The organism is Sporolactobacillus kofuensis (assembly GCF_024125425.1).
Classification (GTDB): Bacteria; Bacillota; Bacilli; order Bacillales; family Sporolactobacillaceae; genus Sporolactobacillus; species Sporolactobacillus kofuensis.
The window spans coordinates 126,424-142,627 of sequence record NZ_JAMXWN010000004.1 but is presented as its reverse complement, the minus strand read 5'-3'; the positions used below and the strand labels follow the sequence as shown (position 1 = coordinate 142,627).

The following is a 16,204-nucleotide window of genomic DNA, read 5'->3' as shown; positions in this document are numbered from 1 at the left end:
GTTTGTTGGGATTGTTGAGTATGTTGAGATTGTTGAGTATTTTGATGGCAATCGGTTATAATGGAAATAAGGAGGTTGTTGAAATGACCCGAACAATAATCTACGATCAAAAAGAAATGTGGAACAGTATTCAGACTTTGTCAAAAATTAATGTTGAACAAGCGAAGGCAGTACTAAATGTAACAATTCAAAGATCGTTTCGTCATTTTGGAATTGTTCTTCCTGTATCTTCTAGTCAATCGCTGACCTTACCAGAACCAGAAGAATTGCAGCGATTGCAACAACTAGAAGGGGAATTGAATGATTCACTTGAAAAGAATAACGATTTAAGATTTGAAGAATTATTAGCAGAATATATTGAACAAATGAGCACGCTGACTGCAAATGATTTATCATCAGTCAGAAATAAAATACTTCCATCTGCAACGAGGCATCGGAGAGGAAAACGTGTCCATTATCAACTTTATCGCGAAAAAAATGCAGCTGTTCTCCTTTTGAAAAGAGAAGATAAGCCATTTTATACACCGAAAGAAGTTGGAGTCAAATTGGGACTGAGTGATCAAACAATTCGACGAATGTGCGAAAAAGGTAAATTTCCTAATGCCTATCAAACGGATGGAGGTCACTGGAGAATTCCTCGAGAAGCGTTTATCACTACAAGCATGCAAGATGAGCAAGCTGAAACCATTTTGCAGAGAATAGATAAAAAAAATCTTCAGAGCGGGGATATAGATGAATTTAATTTATGATGCTAAAGTTCCTCCAAAAGTGTTTATTGATACAACGGTATTGTGCGGTGCGCTTCGAGTTGATGGTACAAATAGAAAAATTCTTAAAGCCGCACGTTATCCTAATTTTTTCCAACCTATAGTTTCGAGAGTATGTTTATTCGAATTCATGCGACATGCTTTAGAAGGATTAGGTGACGGAATGAATAAAGTTATTTATACACCTGCAGAAGTTGAAGAATTCCTGCGGCTTTTTTTATATCCAATTCTTGAGTATTATATGGGGTTGCCAGTAAATAGTTTGGTAGGTCGTTACAGTATTGAAACAATTATTAGAGAGAATAGGCCTATTGGTGAAGTATTAGTGGAATTAAGCAATTGTAATGCAGATCAGGCAAAGAAAATTGTATCGTCACAAGAGATGACACAACCTCTATCTGCTTTTGACCAGGATGATTTTCATGTTTGGGTTACAGCTATTCAAGAAAAATGCCAATACATACTAACGACCAATCATAAACGTTTTCCAGAACAAATAGGTGATATTAAACGTATTCATCCAAGTGATTTCTATGAGCAACTTAGTAACCCCTAATCGACTGATTTCTCTATAAAAACAAGCGCAAAATTTATGATAGATAAAAATGATGCTAGTAGCAATCATTTTTAAATTTAGTATAGGCAAGTGAGGCAAGTGCAAATAATCCGAAAATTATTGATGCAACGAGTACGAAGGTGTAAAATAACGGAACGAGATAAGGAATACTAAATTAGAAAACAAAGGAGAGGATTGAAGTGAACGAAACGATTCGAAAAGTAGGTATCGTCGGCATTGGTAATGTTGGGAAAGCAGCGGCTTCTACCATTGTACATGAGAACATCGCGGACGAACTGTACCTTTCAGATATTGATTCGGAACGTGCAAAGGGTGAAGCGTACGATTTCGAGGATAGTATTGAACTTACCCAATCAAGAACGCGTGTCATCGATGTTCCACTTGAAGGACTTGCTGCATGTGACGTCATTCTAGTTGCGGTAACGGAAAGATCACAGATTCCGAGTCAGTCTCGACTTGAACTATTAAAAGGAACAGCGGCAATTACATATGATATTGTCCCAAGACTTAAGAAGGCTGGCTTTCAAGGAAAATACGTGATTGCAACCAACCCATGCGATATCATTACCTATTTATTCTATAAACTCTCAGGACTTCCAAAGAGCCATGTGATTGGAACCGGTACATCACTGGACAGCATGAGGTTACGCAAACAGATTTCTAAAGTAGTCGGCGGCATTGATCCACGAAGCATCAATGCATTCATGGTCGGTGAACATGGGGATTCGCAGATTGCTGCCTGGTCCCATGTAACCATCGGCGGCCAACCGCTTGATCAATTCGAAGAAGACAATCAGGATGAATTAGGAAAAATTGATCGTCCGTCTGTAGAGGATACAGCAAGGCATTTCGGATGGGAGATTCTTACTCGAAAGGGCAACACACAGTTTGGTATCGGAAATGAGCTGGCATTCTTTGCTAAATCAATTCTGAATAATGCGCACATCGTTACCGCTGCATCAGTCGTTCAAGACGGTGAATATGGCCAGACTGATTTAGCAATAGGTGTGCCGATTGTTCTCGGCAAGCATGGTGTGGAGAAGATCATTAAGTTGAGATTGAATGATCAGGAACAACAAGGCTTTAATGCATCTGCTGAACTCATCAAAGGATACATTAAGCAAACGTTGGATGAACACGAAGAAACAACAAAATAAAGATTTTGAAAAATAGCACGGCCCCCTCGCTGATCACCGCACTCAGTGGAGGGGGCTTTTTTTAAAAAAATAAGAAGGTAAACACATTGAGTGTACACATGCAACGAAGATGCGCGACCAAGCTTATACTCGTTCATCGCTAAATGGCCAATAAAATTGCAAAACAGACCGATACCCCAAAGTTTTGCTACTCAACTCATCCATCTGTTCGGACAGAAATGTATAAAAATTGCTGAGATTCGTTCTGATCCGTCACGATCAGTGTACATTTAAGTGAATAAGAGATTTTCACACAGTACAGAATGAAAACATTTTTTTCTCTGACTTTATCACTAGCCATAATTGATGTAAGATGATAAAAGGAGTAGTAATGTCGTTTTCGAAATGTGGACATATTCGCATTTAAGATGAAAGATAAAGATAGATCTGCTTGAACAAGTATGCTCGAGCAAATGGATCATCTATTTGTGGAACGAGAAACGTGTGAAAGTGATGAAGTTACGGATTAACCGTGGGGAAAGGAATGGACAAGGTTGCAAATTGATAAATTGAGAGGCAAGTCTCTTGATCAGCTGTTTGATGCCATCCTGACATTGAAAGATCGTGAAGAATGTTATCGATTCTTTGATGATCTTTGCACAATGGGAGAAATTCAGTCGCTGTCGCAACGTCTGGAAGTGGCAAGAATGCTGATGGCGGGACAAACATATCATCAGATTGAAGAAGAAACAGGTGCAAGTACAGCAACGATATCCAGGGTCAAGCGCTGCATCAATTTCGGCACTGACGGGTATCAAATGACGCTTGATCGGTTGGAAGAGCAAAAGTAATCTAACCGAGGCAAACATGAACAGGTAGATGAGAAGACGGGGTGTTCTGCAGGTAGTGTTCAGAATGCGCCGGCTTTGCATTTGCACACGATTTATGTGAATGAAGAAAGAAACCGATTGACAGATATATGGTAAATGGGTGAATAGTGGCGGAGTCTTTATTTCTCTTTGAATTATTCATTCGACAGCAACTCTATTATTTAGGAAGTGATGAAATGAACCGGCTTTCACAAGAACTGCTTGAAGGATTGAATCCGGAACAACTAAAGGCGGTCAAACATCACGAAGGACCGCTATTGATTATGGCGGGTGCAGGTAGTGGGAAGACACGTGTACTGACACACCGAATGGCGTATATGATGATTGAACGTGATGTTGCACCATGGAATATATTGGCGATTACGTTTACAAATAAAGCGGCAAAAGAGATGAAAGAACGACTGGCGAATCTTGCCGGACCACTTGTTGAAGATGCGTGGGTTTCAACGTTTCACTCCATGTGTGTGCGTATCTTGCGCCGCGATATTGATCGCTTAGGGATCAGTCGGAATTTTACGATCTTAGACAGTACCGACCAGTTATCGGTGGTTAAGCAAATTCTTAAGGATCAGAATTTGGACCCGAAGAAATTTACACCACGAGGCATTCTTGGAAAAATCAGCGCTGCTAAGAACGAACTGAAAACTGCCGCTCAATTTGCCAAGGTTGCACAAGGGCCTTATGACGAAGTGGTGCGTGATGTCTATAAGGATTATGAAAAGAAACTACTTCAGAACCAATCGCTTGATTTTGATGACCTCATTATGACTACAGTTCATCTTTTTCAAAGAGTTCCTGAAGCATTGGACTATTATCAAAAGAAGTTTCAATATATTCATGTTGATGAGTACCAGGATACGAACAGAGCACAGTACTTGCTTGTACACATGCTGGCCGATTGTTTCAAAAATTTATGTGTGGTCGGTGATTCGGATCAGTCCATCTACGGCTGGCGCGGTGCCGACATTCATAACATTCTCTCGTTTGAGGAAGACTACCCAAATGCTGAAGTGATTAAGCTGGAGCAAAACTACCGCTCGACAAAGAAGATTCTGGACGCTGCCAATCACGTGATTGAGAACAACCATGATCGCAAGCCGAAGAATCTATGGACAGAAAACGCCGATGGGAAGAAAATCGCCTATTATCGCGCACCAACGGAACGTGAAGAAGGCTATTATATTGCTGGGAAAATGCGTGAGTTAGCTAAAGATGGGTTCAAGTATTCGGAACTGGCTGTCCTTTACCGAACCAATGCCCAATCGCGTGTGATCGAAGAAACGCTCGTAAAATCAAATATTCCCTACCGAATGGTTGGAAGTATTAAATTCTATGACCGCAAAGAAATCAAAGACATGCTCGCTTATCTTCGCCTAATTGCCAATCCGGATGATGAAATCAGTTTGGCACGCGTTATCAATGAACCGAAGCGCGGTATTGGCGCTTCTTCTATGGATAAGCTGGCGGATTATGCACTGGCTGCAGATCTTTCGTTAATGAAAGCGATCGACGAAGTTGAACAAACGGGAATCGCTGCACGGACGGCTCACAAAATAGAAGCCTTTGCCGACATGATTATGAACTGGTCGAAAATGCAGGAATTTCTTTCGGTTACGGAGTTAGTTGAAGATGTCCTTGATAAATCCGGCTACCGTGAGGCTTTGAAGTCCGAACGAACGATTGAAGCACAAAGTCGGTTGGAGAACCTCGATGAATTGCTCTCTGTGACGAAGGAATTTGAGAGTACACATGAAGATAAGTCCTTGATTAATTTCTTGACCGAACTCGCCTTAGATGCTGATATCGATGAAGAAGAAGATCAGACGGTGCAAGATGCAGTGACATTGATGACCTTGCACTCCGCTAAGGGTCTGGAGTTTCCAGTTGTATTCCTCGTTGGGATGGAAGAAGGCATCTTCCCTCATCTTCGTGCCTTGGATGATGAAGAGGAAATGGAGGAAGAGCGGCGCTTGGCGTACGTTGGCATTACACGTGCCAAGCAGCAACTCTTTATGACCAGTGCACAAGTACGCATGTTGTTCGGGAAAACCATTGCTAACCCGGCTTCTCGTTTTATTAAAGAAATTCCTAAAGAGTTGCTCGAGGTAGAAGATTCTGAGGAACGTCAAATCACCGGAAGATTCTCGTCCAAATCAATGTCAGGTTCTCCATTTGAACGCAAATTTACAACTCCGCAAAGTCGTCCGACACCGGTACTGCAGAAATCAAATCATCACACAGAGACTTGGCAAGCCGGAGACAAGGTTCTTCATAAGAAATGGGGCCAAGGGACGATCGTTGGCAAACGCGGGGATGGGGATAGTGTTGAACTGGATATCGTATTCCCAAGCCCGATTGGTCTCAAACGACTGCTTGGCGCTTTCGCACCGATTGAAAAAGTGTGATCGGTTAATAATAGAATGAAGTTCATGAATAGATGGCGCGGCATATGCGCAGTTCATGGATACCTGTAAAAGGAGAAACGAATTATGGATGCTCAATGGCCACAAAAACTGACCGACTTGCGCAGACAACTGAATCAATACAGTTATGAATACTATGTGGAAGATCGTCCAAGTGTGCCCGATAGCGAATATGATCGCCTGATGAATGAACTGATCGCAATCGAAACGGAACATCCGGAATGGATCACTCCGGATTCGCCAACGCAACGTGTCGGGGGCGAACCGCTTAAGGCATTTACTAAGGTGACTCATGATGTACCGATGTTGAGTTTAGGGGATGTCTTCAATGAAGAAGAGCTGCTTGATTTTGATCGCCGCGTACGTCAGGCAGTTGGCGATGATGTGGTGTATGTATGCGAATTGAAGATTGATGGGCTCGCGGTATCCCTCACCTATGAAAATGGGCAGTTTATTTTAGGCGCAACACGTGGAAACGGAACGATTGGCGAAGATATTACGAATAATTTAAAGACTGTCCGATCGTTGCCTCTGGTTTTACCTGAACCGGTTAATTTCGAGGTGCGAGGGGAGGCGTACATGCCGAAAAAATCATTTGAGAAGCTCAATGAGGAACGAAGCAGAAATGGCGAACCGCTTTTTGCGAATCCACGGAATGCCGCTGCCGGATCACTCAGGCAACTCGATCCGAAGATTTCGGCGAAAAGAAGACTATCGGTCTTTTTATATAGTTCCGGACAATTTGATCGCGAGAAAATAACAACGCATTATGGACTACTTGAAGAGATCAAGCGACTTGGTCTCCCGGTTAATCCGGAATCACGGCGCTGCCGGACAATGCAGGAAGTCTTCGACTATATTAAAGAATACACTGAAAAACGTGATGCATTGCCCTATGGCATCGATGGTATCGTCGTGAAAGTCGATTCCATGGCGCAGCAGCGTGCACTTGGCAACACGGTGAAATCGCCGCGTTGGATGATTGCATATAAATTCCCTGCAGAAGAAGTCGTGTCAACACTCGAAGCGATTGAAGTCAGCATTGGTCGTACTGGGGCAGTGACGCCAACGGCTGTCTTGACTCCGGTAGCAGTTGCCGGAACAACGGTCAAAAGAGCCTCACTCCATAACGAAGACTTGATTCGTGAAAAAGATTTGCGGATTGGTGACCGTGTTGTTATTCGGAAGGCGGGTGACATAATTCCAGAGGTCGTCAATGTTCTCGTTGAGCAGCGAACCGGCGATGAGACGCCATTTGCCATGCCAACCCACTGTCCGGAATGCGGCAGCGCTCTTGTACGGCTTGAGGAAGAAGTGGCACTTCGTTGTATTAATCCGAAGTGTCCGGCACTCATTCGTGAGGGACTGATCCATTTTGTTTCTCGCGGTGCGATGAATATCGACGGGCTCGGTGAGAAGGTGATTACTCAGTTGTTTGAAAAACAACTGATCGCCGATGTTGCCGATCTCTACAAATTGAACCGTGATGAATTATTATCTATGGAACGTATGGGTGAGAAATCGACCGACAATTTATTGAAGGCGATCGAACACTCCAAGGAAAACTCATTAGAACATTTGCTTTTTGGCCTTGGCATCCGCTATATCGGGTCAAAGGCGGCAAAGATCTTAGCTCAAGCTTTTAAAGATATCGACCAACTCGCAGCAGCTGAAATGGATGCACTGCTTGCAGTCGATGAAATCGGTGAGAAAATGGCTGAGTCACTGATTGCTTATTTCTCAAAGTCTGAGGTTCGTGCGTTGATCAGTGAGCTGAAGGCAGCAGGCGTAAATATGACCTATCTCGGTCCGGATCCTGAAATTGCAGCACACTCTGATTCATTTTTTAGCGGGAAGACGGTTGTCCTGACAGGCAAACTGACACTCATGACACGCAATGAAGCCAAAGAAGAGATTGAGCGTCGCGGCGGAAAAGTCACCGGGAGTGTCAGTGCAAGTACGGATCTCGTTGTTGCAGGAGAAGCCGCCGGATCAAAACTTAAGAAAGCGCAAACGCTGCAGATCGAGGTCTGGGATGAAGCGCGTTTTGTGGAAACACTGAAAGAATAGGGGATGTCCCAGATGAAATGGAAAAAAACAGCAGCTGTAGGATCAGTGTTGCTCTCCTTGCAGCTCGTCTTGTCAGGATGCTGGTTTAGTAATGCATCGGATAATAAAGTAGTGAAGACAGATAGTGGAAAGACCGAGACGGCCAGTTTGATTCCTAATGCTAATGATTCGGATTATCAATCGTTGCAACCAAAGGAAGCCGATCCAACGCGCGGCTATATTCAGTATGGGCCAAAGAATCGTGTCGATATGGATCAGCTCGAACTCGGCCTGATGAATTTGTCCAAAAGTGTATACAGTACGAAAGATTATGTTTTTCAGAGCGGACAATATATGACTGAATCAACGATTAATAGTATTCTCTACAGACGCGGACAGGAACCCCATAAAAATGTACCGGGAATAAATCCGGCACTTGGAAAAGGAAATAATATTGTTAATCAGTCGAAGAGCAGTCCGAAATACATTAATTATGTTCTTGAGCAGGATTATTTGAAGAAAAACAATAAAGGACAATACAAGATTGCCGGTCTATCCATTGCGGTATCTTTGAACTCCGTGTATGCAGATAATATTAACTATAACGGCAAGATTTATCCGATTTCAGAGAATTTAAATCGGGCAAAAGTAAAGGCGTGGGGAAAGGCACATGCTGGGCAAATCCTTCAGCGGATCAGAAATCTACACAGTGATTTGCAAAATGTACCTATTTTCATGACGCTCTACATGACCGCGGCGCCGCAATCGTATGTACCGGGAGACTTCTTCGCAACGGCGGAAGTTCCAAGCGGATCGACAACGGTTAGTAAATGGACAAATGTGGATGAACATCATGTCTTGTTCCCATCGAATACGGCAACCAGCCACTATAAGGAAGATCTGCAGAAATTCAATCAAGTAAAGAGTCTCGTGCAGAAGTACTATCCTGATTATGTCGGTGTGATCGGCAAAGCATATTATCGGAACAAACAATTGAGTGATCTGACTTTGGATATCAACTTTAATAAATTTGTTGATGAGACGGAAATGCTGAGCTTTACCAACTATGTGACTTCATTGGTGAAGGACCGGATTCCATTTTCACATAGTTTGCCAATCCACATTTATATCACAACAGGCAGTGTTCCGGAAGCGTTGATCGAGCGCACAAGCAGCATGGATGAACCGTATGTCCATATTTTCCAACACTAAGCTTTGTGTAGGAAAACATTTACTAGTTAGGCGATAAGAGTGAAGCAGTTACTAAAGGCTTCACTCTTTTTCTACGTTCAGAGCATGATGCTCTTTAGTAATGATCTCCATCGAAAAACAGAAGACGAAATGGCCATTGATGGGAGATCTTTCGATGAAAACATTGTGCTATTTAGTTATGTTAGTATAATTAGAGTAATAAGTTAAGAAAAGAAGGCGATACATATTGGATTCATATGATTATAAATTAGTCGTACGATTAATGAAGGACGGGCGTGCAACATGGTCGGATTTGGCAAATGAGATTGGCTTGTCTTCACCTGCGACTGCGGAAAGAGTGCGACGCTTAGAGGAGCGAGGGGTGATCAAATCGTATGAGGCGGTCGTTGATACGGAGCATGTCGGTAATACGTGCACAGCTTTTGTGGAAGTGACACTAGAGAAGACTGAGCAGCGTGCCGACTTTCTGGACATTGTCGCTAAGCTTGAGGAGATCCAAGAATGTCATCACATTGCTGGTGCCTATGATTATTTGCTGAAGGTGCGATGTCGAGACACGAAGGATTTGGACCGAGTGATCAGCTGTGAATTGAAGGCATTGCCCGGTGTGAAGACGCGCACAACGATTGTGATGAACTCATTGAAGGAAACGAATAAGCTTCCGATTCACTCTGATCGGTTTGCATGAGGTGAACCAATGGACGTATCCTTTTTCCTGAGAGGTCTCATTTTGGGTTTTGTAATCGCTGCGCCGGTAGGTCCAATTGGCGTACTTTGCATTCGAAGAACACTCGCATTGGGACGCATCCACGGATTGGTATCCGGTCTTGGTGCGGCGAGCGCTGACGCCTGTTATGGGGCAATTGCAGCATTTGGCCTCACTATAGTCTCGCAACTTTTGCTAGGACAGCAGTTTTGGCTCCAACTGATTGGTGGCTGTTTTCTCTGCTTCTTGGGCATGAGAACATGGCGGTCTGCTGTAGCGAAACATCAGCCTCAAGGGATGAGACAGACGGGGCAAATCATCGGTAGCTATCTGTCTACTTTCTTTTTGACGCTGACGAATCCGATGACGATCTTATCATTTATCAGTATTTTTGCCGGCATGGGCATTCCGGCTGGAAACCCTGCTGCTGCGATGCTATTAGTGATCGGCGTCTTTTGCGGGTCGGCGTTATGGTGGTTGCTGCTCAGCGTATGTGTCGGGTATTTTCGGGAAAAGATGGACACAACACGACTAGGCTGGATAAACCGGTTTTCTGCACTCATTATTCTCGCATTTGGGCTTACCGCCCTTTACAAGGTACTGATCAAAATCAGTGAGTTGTATTAAGGAAACTTTCGATTCTATTTATGTGGTTTGCCCACTGCAATCATTGCATAGTGCAGAGAGAATTTGATATGATTAAAGCATTGTTGGAATTTGCCAAGAGGTGGCAAATGAAGCCGATTGGCGGAGGTGAAAAAGATGAGCAGGATCGACGAAGAACAAGTAAAATATGTCGCAAATCTGGCGCGATTGTCTTTTAATGATCAGGAAATAAAAACATTTACGACGCAGTTGGATGCGATCATTGGTTTCGCAGAACAGCTTAATGAACTGGATACAGAAGGCATTGAACCGACCACCCACGTGCTGGACATGTATAATGTGATGCGCGAGGATGTTGTTGAACCATCATTGCCGCGCGAAGAAGCGCTCAAGAACGCACCGCTCCAGGAAGATGGACAAGTTAAAGTACCGCTGATTATGGAAGCGGATTGATTGAAGCTGAAGGAGGAAATAGTGATGCCACTTTTTGAAGAAGGCCTTGTGTCTTTGTCTCAAAAGTTACATAGCAAGGAAATCAAGGCATCCGATCTTGTCGACGAAGCATTTACGCGTATTCATGATGTCGATGGTGATGTGCAGGCGTTTCTGACCTTGAATGAAGAAGCAGCCAGATCAGAAGCAAAGGCCATTGACGAAAACGGATCCGCTGAAGATGCAATTCTTACAGGCATGCCGATCGGAATTAAAGATAACATGGTCACAAAGGGATTGAAAACCACTTGTGCCAGCCATATTCTTGAAAACTACGATCCGCTCTATGACGCTACCGTAGTTGAGAAGGTAAAAACACAAAAGGCGATTACCATCGGAAAATTAAACATGGACGAGTTCGCGATGGGTTCATCTACTGAAACATCGTCTTTTGCGATTACGAAAAATCCATGGGATCTCGAACGTGTACCGGGCGGCTCCAGCGGCGGTTCCGCAGCGGCGGTCGCTGCGGGCGAAGTGCTTTTTGCGCTGGGTACCGACACAGGTGGTTCCATCCGCCAGCCATCCGCATTCTGCGGCGTTGTCGGCATGAAACCGACTTATGGGCGTGTATCCCGTTATGGATTGGTTGCTTTTGCGTCATCATTGGATCAGGCAGGACCAATTACACGTACGGTCGAAGATAACGCGTACCTGCTTGAAACCATTGCCGGACTTGACCGCCATGATTCAACAAGTGCCGATTTAGCTGTACCTCATTATGCCGCGGCTTTGACCGGCGACATCAAAGGTCTCCGAGTGGCTGTTCCGAAAGAATACCTCGGCGAAGGTATCGATGAATCGGTAAAAGCGAATATCCGTGCAGCCATTAAGCAGCTCGAATCACTGGGTGCGGTTGTGGACGAAGTGTCCTTGCCGCATTCGAAATATGCGGTGCCTGCTTACTATATTATTGCTTCATCTGAAGCGTCGGCTAACCTCGCACGTTTTGACGGCGTTCGTTACGGCGTCCGCGCGGAAACAAACGATTTGATCGACATGTACAACAAATCGAGAAGCGAAGGCTTCGGCGATGAAGTGAAGCGCCGAATTATGCTTGGTACCTTTGCTCTGAGTTCTGGCTATTATGATGCTTACTATAAAAAAGCGCAGCAAGTGCGCACGCTGATCAAGCAAGACTTTGAAAAAGTGTTCAAGGATCACGACATCATTGTCGGACCAACGACACCAACCACTGCCTTCAAGATCGGTGAAAATATCGATGATCCGCTGACGATGTATGCAAACGACCTTTTAACAATTCCAGTCAACCTTGCAGGCATTCCAGCGATCAGCCTTCCATGCGGTCTTGCTGATGGACTTCCGGTCGGTCTGCAGATGATCGGTCGACCATTCGGCGAAGAGACACTGTATCGCGCGGCTCATGCCTATGAACAAACCGCCGGATTTACACTAACGCCTGCCAAAGGGGCGATGAATAAATGAGCAATTTTGAAACAGTCATCGGACTTGAAGTCCATGTCGAACTGAAAACAAAAACGAAAGCATTCTGCGGCTGCGCCAACCAATTCGGTGCCGAACCGAACACCAACACATGCCCGATTTGTCTCGGACATCCTGGTGTTCTGCCGATTTTGAACCACGAAGCCGTTGATTATGCAATTAAAGCAGCGCTTGCGCTGAATTGCGAAATCTCACGTGAGACCAAATTTGACCGCAAAAACTATTTCTATCCGGATAATCCGAAAGCCTACCAGATTTCACAGTTCGATCAGCCAATCGGACGCAACGGCTACATTGAAATCGAACTCGATGGCGAAAAGAAACGGATCGGTGTGCACCGTCTGCACCTCGAAGAAGACGCCGGAAAGCTGAACCACTTGGAAGACGGTTCCGGTTCGCTTGTCGACTTCAACCGTGTCGGCACACCGCTGATCGAAATCGTTTCCGAAGCAGATATGCGCGACCCACATGAAGCTTATCTTTATCTGGAAAAATTGAAAGCGATCATGCAGTACATCGACGTTTCCGACGTCAAGATGGAAGAAGGCTCGCTTCGCTGTGACGCCAACATTTCCATCCGTCCTTTCGGCCAGACGACATTTGGCACAAAGACCGAATTGAAGAACCTGAACTCATTCACATTTGTTGAAAAAGGGCTCGCTTACGAAGAAAAACGTCAGGAAAAGGTTTTGCTTTCCGGCGGCGAAGTCGTTCAGGAAACGCGCCGTTATAATGACGCAACTAAAGCGACAACTGTAATGCGTGGTAAAGAAGGCTCCGAAGACTACCGTTACTTCCCGGAACCGGATATCATCAAGCTGAAGATCGATCAGGAATGGATCGACCGGATCGAAGCGGAAATTCCTGAGCTGCCGGATTCTCGTCAGAAACGCTACGTCGAAGAATTCGGCCTTCCGGAGTACGACGCAATGGTGCTTACACAGGCGAAAACGATGTCCGACTTCTTCCAGGATGCCGTTGCTGAAGGTGCCGATGCCAAACTCGTGTCTAACTGGCTGATGGGCGATGTGTCTGCGTACCTGAACAGCAAGTACAAGACCATCGATCAAGTACCGATGACCGCCAAAGGCTTGGCCAAACTGGTGCAGCTGATTGAAAAAGGCACGATTTCCAGCAAGATCGCCAAGAAGGTCTTCAAAGACCTGATCGAAAAGGGTGGCGATCCGGAAGAAATTGTCAAAGCCAAAGGCCTTGTTCAGATCTCCGACGAAGGCGCACTTCGCGAAATGCTGGCACCGATTCTCGAAGCCAACAAGCAATCCATGATTGACTACAAGAACGGCAAGGACCGTGCCCTCGGCTTCCTTGTTGGACAGGTCATGAAACAAACACACGGCAAAGCCAATCCAAAGATGGTCAACAAGATCATTCTCGAAGAAATTGACAAGCTGTAAAAATAAAGCTGTAAAGGCGGGACCCCTAATTGTGCGGGATCCCGCTTTTTTGCGGTAAAACGCCGATGTTCGCTACCATATTTGGCACTTAGACCGGATTATTCGTGAAGACGACCGAATTATTTTCGGTAACGACCGGAATATCTGCGATGACCGAATGAAACGCCGCAACGACGAATTATCCGCGATAACGACCGGATTGATTGCTGGCAACTGTTGAAATGATCGATATTTTTTCCAAACTGATCGATAAATTTTTGAAAGTGATCGATACTTTTTCCAAACTGATCGATAAAACTTTGAAACTGATCGATAAGTTCGTAAAACTGACTTATACAGTTTAAAATCGGCAGGCATTTGCCACGGCAAATGCCGACTGCATTGGAAAGCGAACCATTGAAACGTCACGTGATCGATTTTGATTTTAAAAATTGTTTACAATATAATAAAATAAGGAAGTTCGTGAAAAGAGAGCGAACTGTGTGCAGTTGCAGTTTTACGTAAACGCATCCATGATTGTCTCAGAAACCATTGATTTGTTCCAATCGCTGATTAGCAGTAAGTGAGATCGGAAACAATGAATAAAAACAATCAAAAGCGTCCGATAAATCGTACCATGACATATGACATCTTAAATTTAAGCCGATAAGGAAGACTCCTTTTTCTACATTTGAACGTAGATATTTATATATAGAGTTTGATTGGGTGATAATCATGAAGAAGGCAAGATTAATCTACAATCCAACGTCAGGCCGCGAACTGGCGAAGAGAAATATCGCCTACATTCTGGATCGTCTTGAGGATGCAGGTTATGAAGCATCAGCCTATGCGACCAAAGCCGAGGGAGATGCAACGAAAGGCGCGCGCAAAGCAGTCAAGCGGAAATTTGACTTGGTAGTGGCGGCAGGCGGTGACGGCACCATTAATGAGGTGATCAATGGACTTGCGGAAATGGATTATCGCCCGAAGCTCGGCATCCTGCCATTAGGAACAACCAATGATTTTGCCCGCGCCGTCGGCATTCCCCGTGACATTGTCAAAGCTTGCGATGTGCTTTGCAACGGTCACGAGATGCCGATTGATATTGGCAAAGTCAACAACAATTATTTCGTTAACATCGCCGGCGGTGGGAAACTGACCGAGTTGACCTATGATGTACCGAGCAAGCTGAAAACCATGCTTGGCCAGATGGCCTATTTTATCAAGGGCATTGAAATGCTTCCATCGATCCGGCCAATCAAAGTGAAAATTGATTATGACGATCGCACCTTTGAAGGCGACATCATGCTGTTTCTCGTATCCAACAGCAACTCAGTCGGCGGATTCGAGAAGCTTGCTCCCGAAGCAAAAATGAACGACGGTCTGTTCGACCTGATTATATTGAAGGCGGCCAACCTGGCGGAGTTCATTCGCCTCGCATCCATGGCCACTCGCGGTGAGCATATGAAAGATGAGAAAGTCATCTATGCTCAAGCAAGCCGCATCAAGATTGAATCCCAAGAAAAAATGCAGCTGAATATCGACGGAGAATATGGCGGTGATCTGCCCGGCGAAATCGTTAATCTCTATCACCATCTGCATTTGATGGTCCCGAAAGAAACGCAGGATGCGCATCTGCTGAACATTGAGCAAGAAGTGAAACAACTCCAGTAAACAGGCTGAAAAAAGTGCCATGAACTCAATGGGGTTCATGGCACTTTCGCATGCGTGTGCAAGCGGTTTGTGTATTTATCGCTCTATTATAAAGAGATGAATCAACTCTGTACGTGGATTTTACGATAAGACCGATAAATTTTGAAAAGTGACCGATAAATCTGTGAAACAGACCGATATTTTTTTCGAAGAGACCGATAAAAGCTGGTTAAAAGCATTTTGAGATCGAAGAAAAAGTAAAAATGATCAATTCTCCATACTCTGCCGCGAGGTGCATGTGATTAATGAGGATGGAGAAAAATTTGTGAGCAAAATAGTTCCCTGAATACCCGTATGGGTATATACTGCAATTGTAGTCGGAATCTCATGTTAGGTTTTGAGGATATCGGCTCGCTAGTGATAAACAATTAAACTTTTGACTTTAAGATTGAAAAAACATTTTAAAGGAGTTATTAGCGATGAATGAAATTACTGTGTACACGACCAATACTTGTCCTTATTGCCATATGGTGAAGAATTTTCTTGAAAAACAAGGATTGCCATTTAAAGAAGTCAATGTGCAACAAGATCCAGTTGCTGGTCAACGTCTTGTGGAAACAACCGGACAAATGGGTGTGCCACAAACAAATGTTAATGGTCAATGGGTACTCGGATTTGATCCTAATCGAATCATGAGTTTTGTTCATGCATAATCTTGCTTGACCAGCAATAGGTTGAAGAAATCAATAATTGACCAAAAAGAGAACAGGAAACCCCCTTCTCATTTTTTGGGTATTGAGAAAAGATTGTAAACTATATACCCCATAGGGTATAA

The 16,204-nt window shown here is 44.3% G+C and carries 14 protein-coding genes; all 14 read left to right on the top strand.

Annotated features, from left to right (window positions below):
• Window positions 1-83: 83 nt before the first annotated feature.
• The 14 genes from NIE32_RS04720 to NIE32_RS04655 all read left to right on the top strand — a co-directional run bounded on the left by NIE32_RS04720 (window position 84) and on the right by NIE32_RS04655 (window position 16,082).
• Window positions 84-749, top strand: coding sequence for a helix-turn-helix domain-containing protein (locus tag NIE32_RS04720; RefSeq protein ID WP_253053512.1), 666 nt, complete (start codon window positions 84-86; stop codon window positions 747-749).
• Entirely contained in the window at window positions 733-1,323 is a 591-nt protein-coding gene (locus tag NIE32_RS04715; protein ID WP_253053510.1) for a PIN domain-containing protein, read from the top strand. The genes NIE32_RS04720 and NIE32_RS04715 overlap by 17 nt, the downstream gene beginning before the upstream one ends.
• 200 nt (window positions 1,324-1,523) lie before the next feature.
• Window positions 1,524-2,501, top strand: coding sequence for an L-lactate dehydrogenase (locus tag NIE32_RS04710; RefSeq protein WP_253053508.1), 978 nt, complete (start codon window positions 1,524-1,526; stop codon window positions 2,499-2,501).
• A gap of 533 nt (window positions 2,502-3,034) precedes the next feature.
• Window positions 3,035-3,331 (top strand): YerC/YecD family TrpR-related protein, encoded by a 297-nt coding sequence (locus tag NIE32_RS04705; RefSeq protein ID WP_253053506.1) that lies wholly within the window; start codon window positions 3,035-3,037, stop codon window positions 3,329-3,331.
• Window positions 3,332-3,546: 215 nt separating this feature from the next.
• A complete protein-coding gene (pcrA, locus tag NIE32_RS04700) occupies window positions 3,547-5,775 on the top strand; it encodes a DNA helicase PcrA (RefSeq protein ID WP_253053504.1) in 2,229 nt (742 codons plus the stop codon).
• Between the two features lie 84 nt (window positions 5,776-5,859).
• On the top strand, window positions 5,860-7,863 hold the full coding sequence (gene ligA, locus NIE32_RS04695) for an NAD-dependent DNA ligase LigA (protein ID WP_253053503.1): 2,004 nt from the start codon (window positions 5,860-5,862) through the stop codon (window positions 7,861-7,863).
• Between the two features lie 12 nt (window positions 7,864-7,875).
• A complete protein-coding gene (locus tag NIE32_RS04690) occupies window positions 7,876-9,054 on the top strand; it encodes a CamS family sex pheromone protein (RefSeq protein WP_253053502.1) in 1,179 nt (392 codons plus the stop codon).
• 226 nt (window positions 9,055-9,280) lie between these two features.
• Window positions 9,281-9,742: an Lrp/AsnC family transcriptional regulator gene (locus NIE32_RS04685; RefSeq protein ID WP_253053501.1), complete on the top strand. Its 462-nt coding sequence runs from the start codon at window positions 9,281-9,283 to the stop codon at window positions 9,740-9,742.
• Between the two features lie 42 nt (window positions 9,743-9,784).
• Entirely contained in the window at window positions 9,785-10,387 is a 603-nt protein-coding gene (locus NIE32_RS04680; RefSeq protein WP_354327097.1) for a LysE family translocator, read from the top strand.
• Window positions 10,388-10,522: 135 nt separating this feature from the next.
• Window positions 10,523-10,819: an Asp-tRNA(Asn)/Glu-tRNA(Gln) amidotransferase subunit GatC gene (gene gatC, locus NIE32_RS04675; RefSeq protein ID WP_253053499.1), complete on the top strand. Its 297-nt coding sequence runs from the start codon at window positions 10,523-10,525 to the stop codon at window positions 10,817-10,819.
• 24 nt (window positions 10,820-10,843) lie between these two features.
• On the top strand, window positions 10,844-12,304 hold the full coding sequence (gene gatA, locus NIE32_RS04670; RefSeq protein WP_253053498.1) for an Asp-tRNA(Asn)/Glu-tRNA(Gln) amidotransferase subunit GatA: 1,461 nt from the start codon (window positions 10,844-10,846) through the stop codon (window positions 12,302-12,304).
• Entirely contained in the window at window positions 12,301-13,737 is a 1,437-nt protein-coding gene (gene gatB / locus NIE32_RS04665; protein WP_023511155.1) for an Asp-tRNA(Asn)/Glu-tRNA(Gln) amidotransferase subunit GatB, read from the top strand. Before gatA ends, gatB begins: the two co-directional genes overlap by 4 nt.
• Before the next feature lie 714 nt (window positions 13,738-14,451).
• Window positions 14,452-15,390 (top strand): diacylglycerol kinase, encoded by a 939-nt coding sequence (locus NIE32_RS04660; RefSeq protein ID WP_253053497.1) that lies wholly within the window; start codon window positions 14,452-14,454, stop codon window positions 15,388-15,390.
• Window positions 15,391-15,848: 458 nt separating this feature from the next.
• On the top strand, window positions 15,849-16,082 hold the full coding sequence (locus NIE32_RS04655) for a glutaredoxin family protein (protein WP_023511151.1): 234 nt from the start codon (window positions 15,849-15,851) through the stop codon (window positions 16,080-16,082).
• Window positions 16,083-16,204 lie beyond the last annotated feature (122 nt).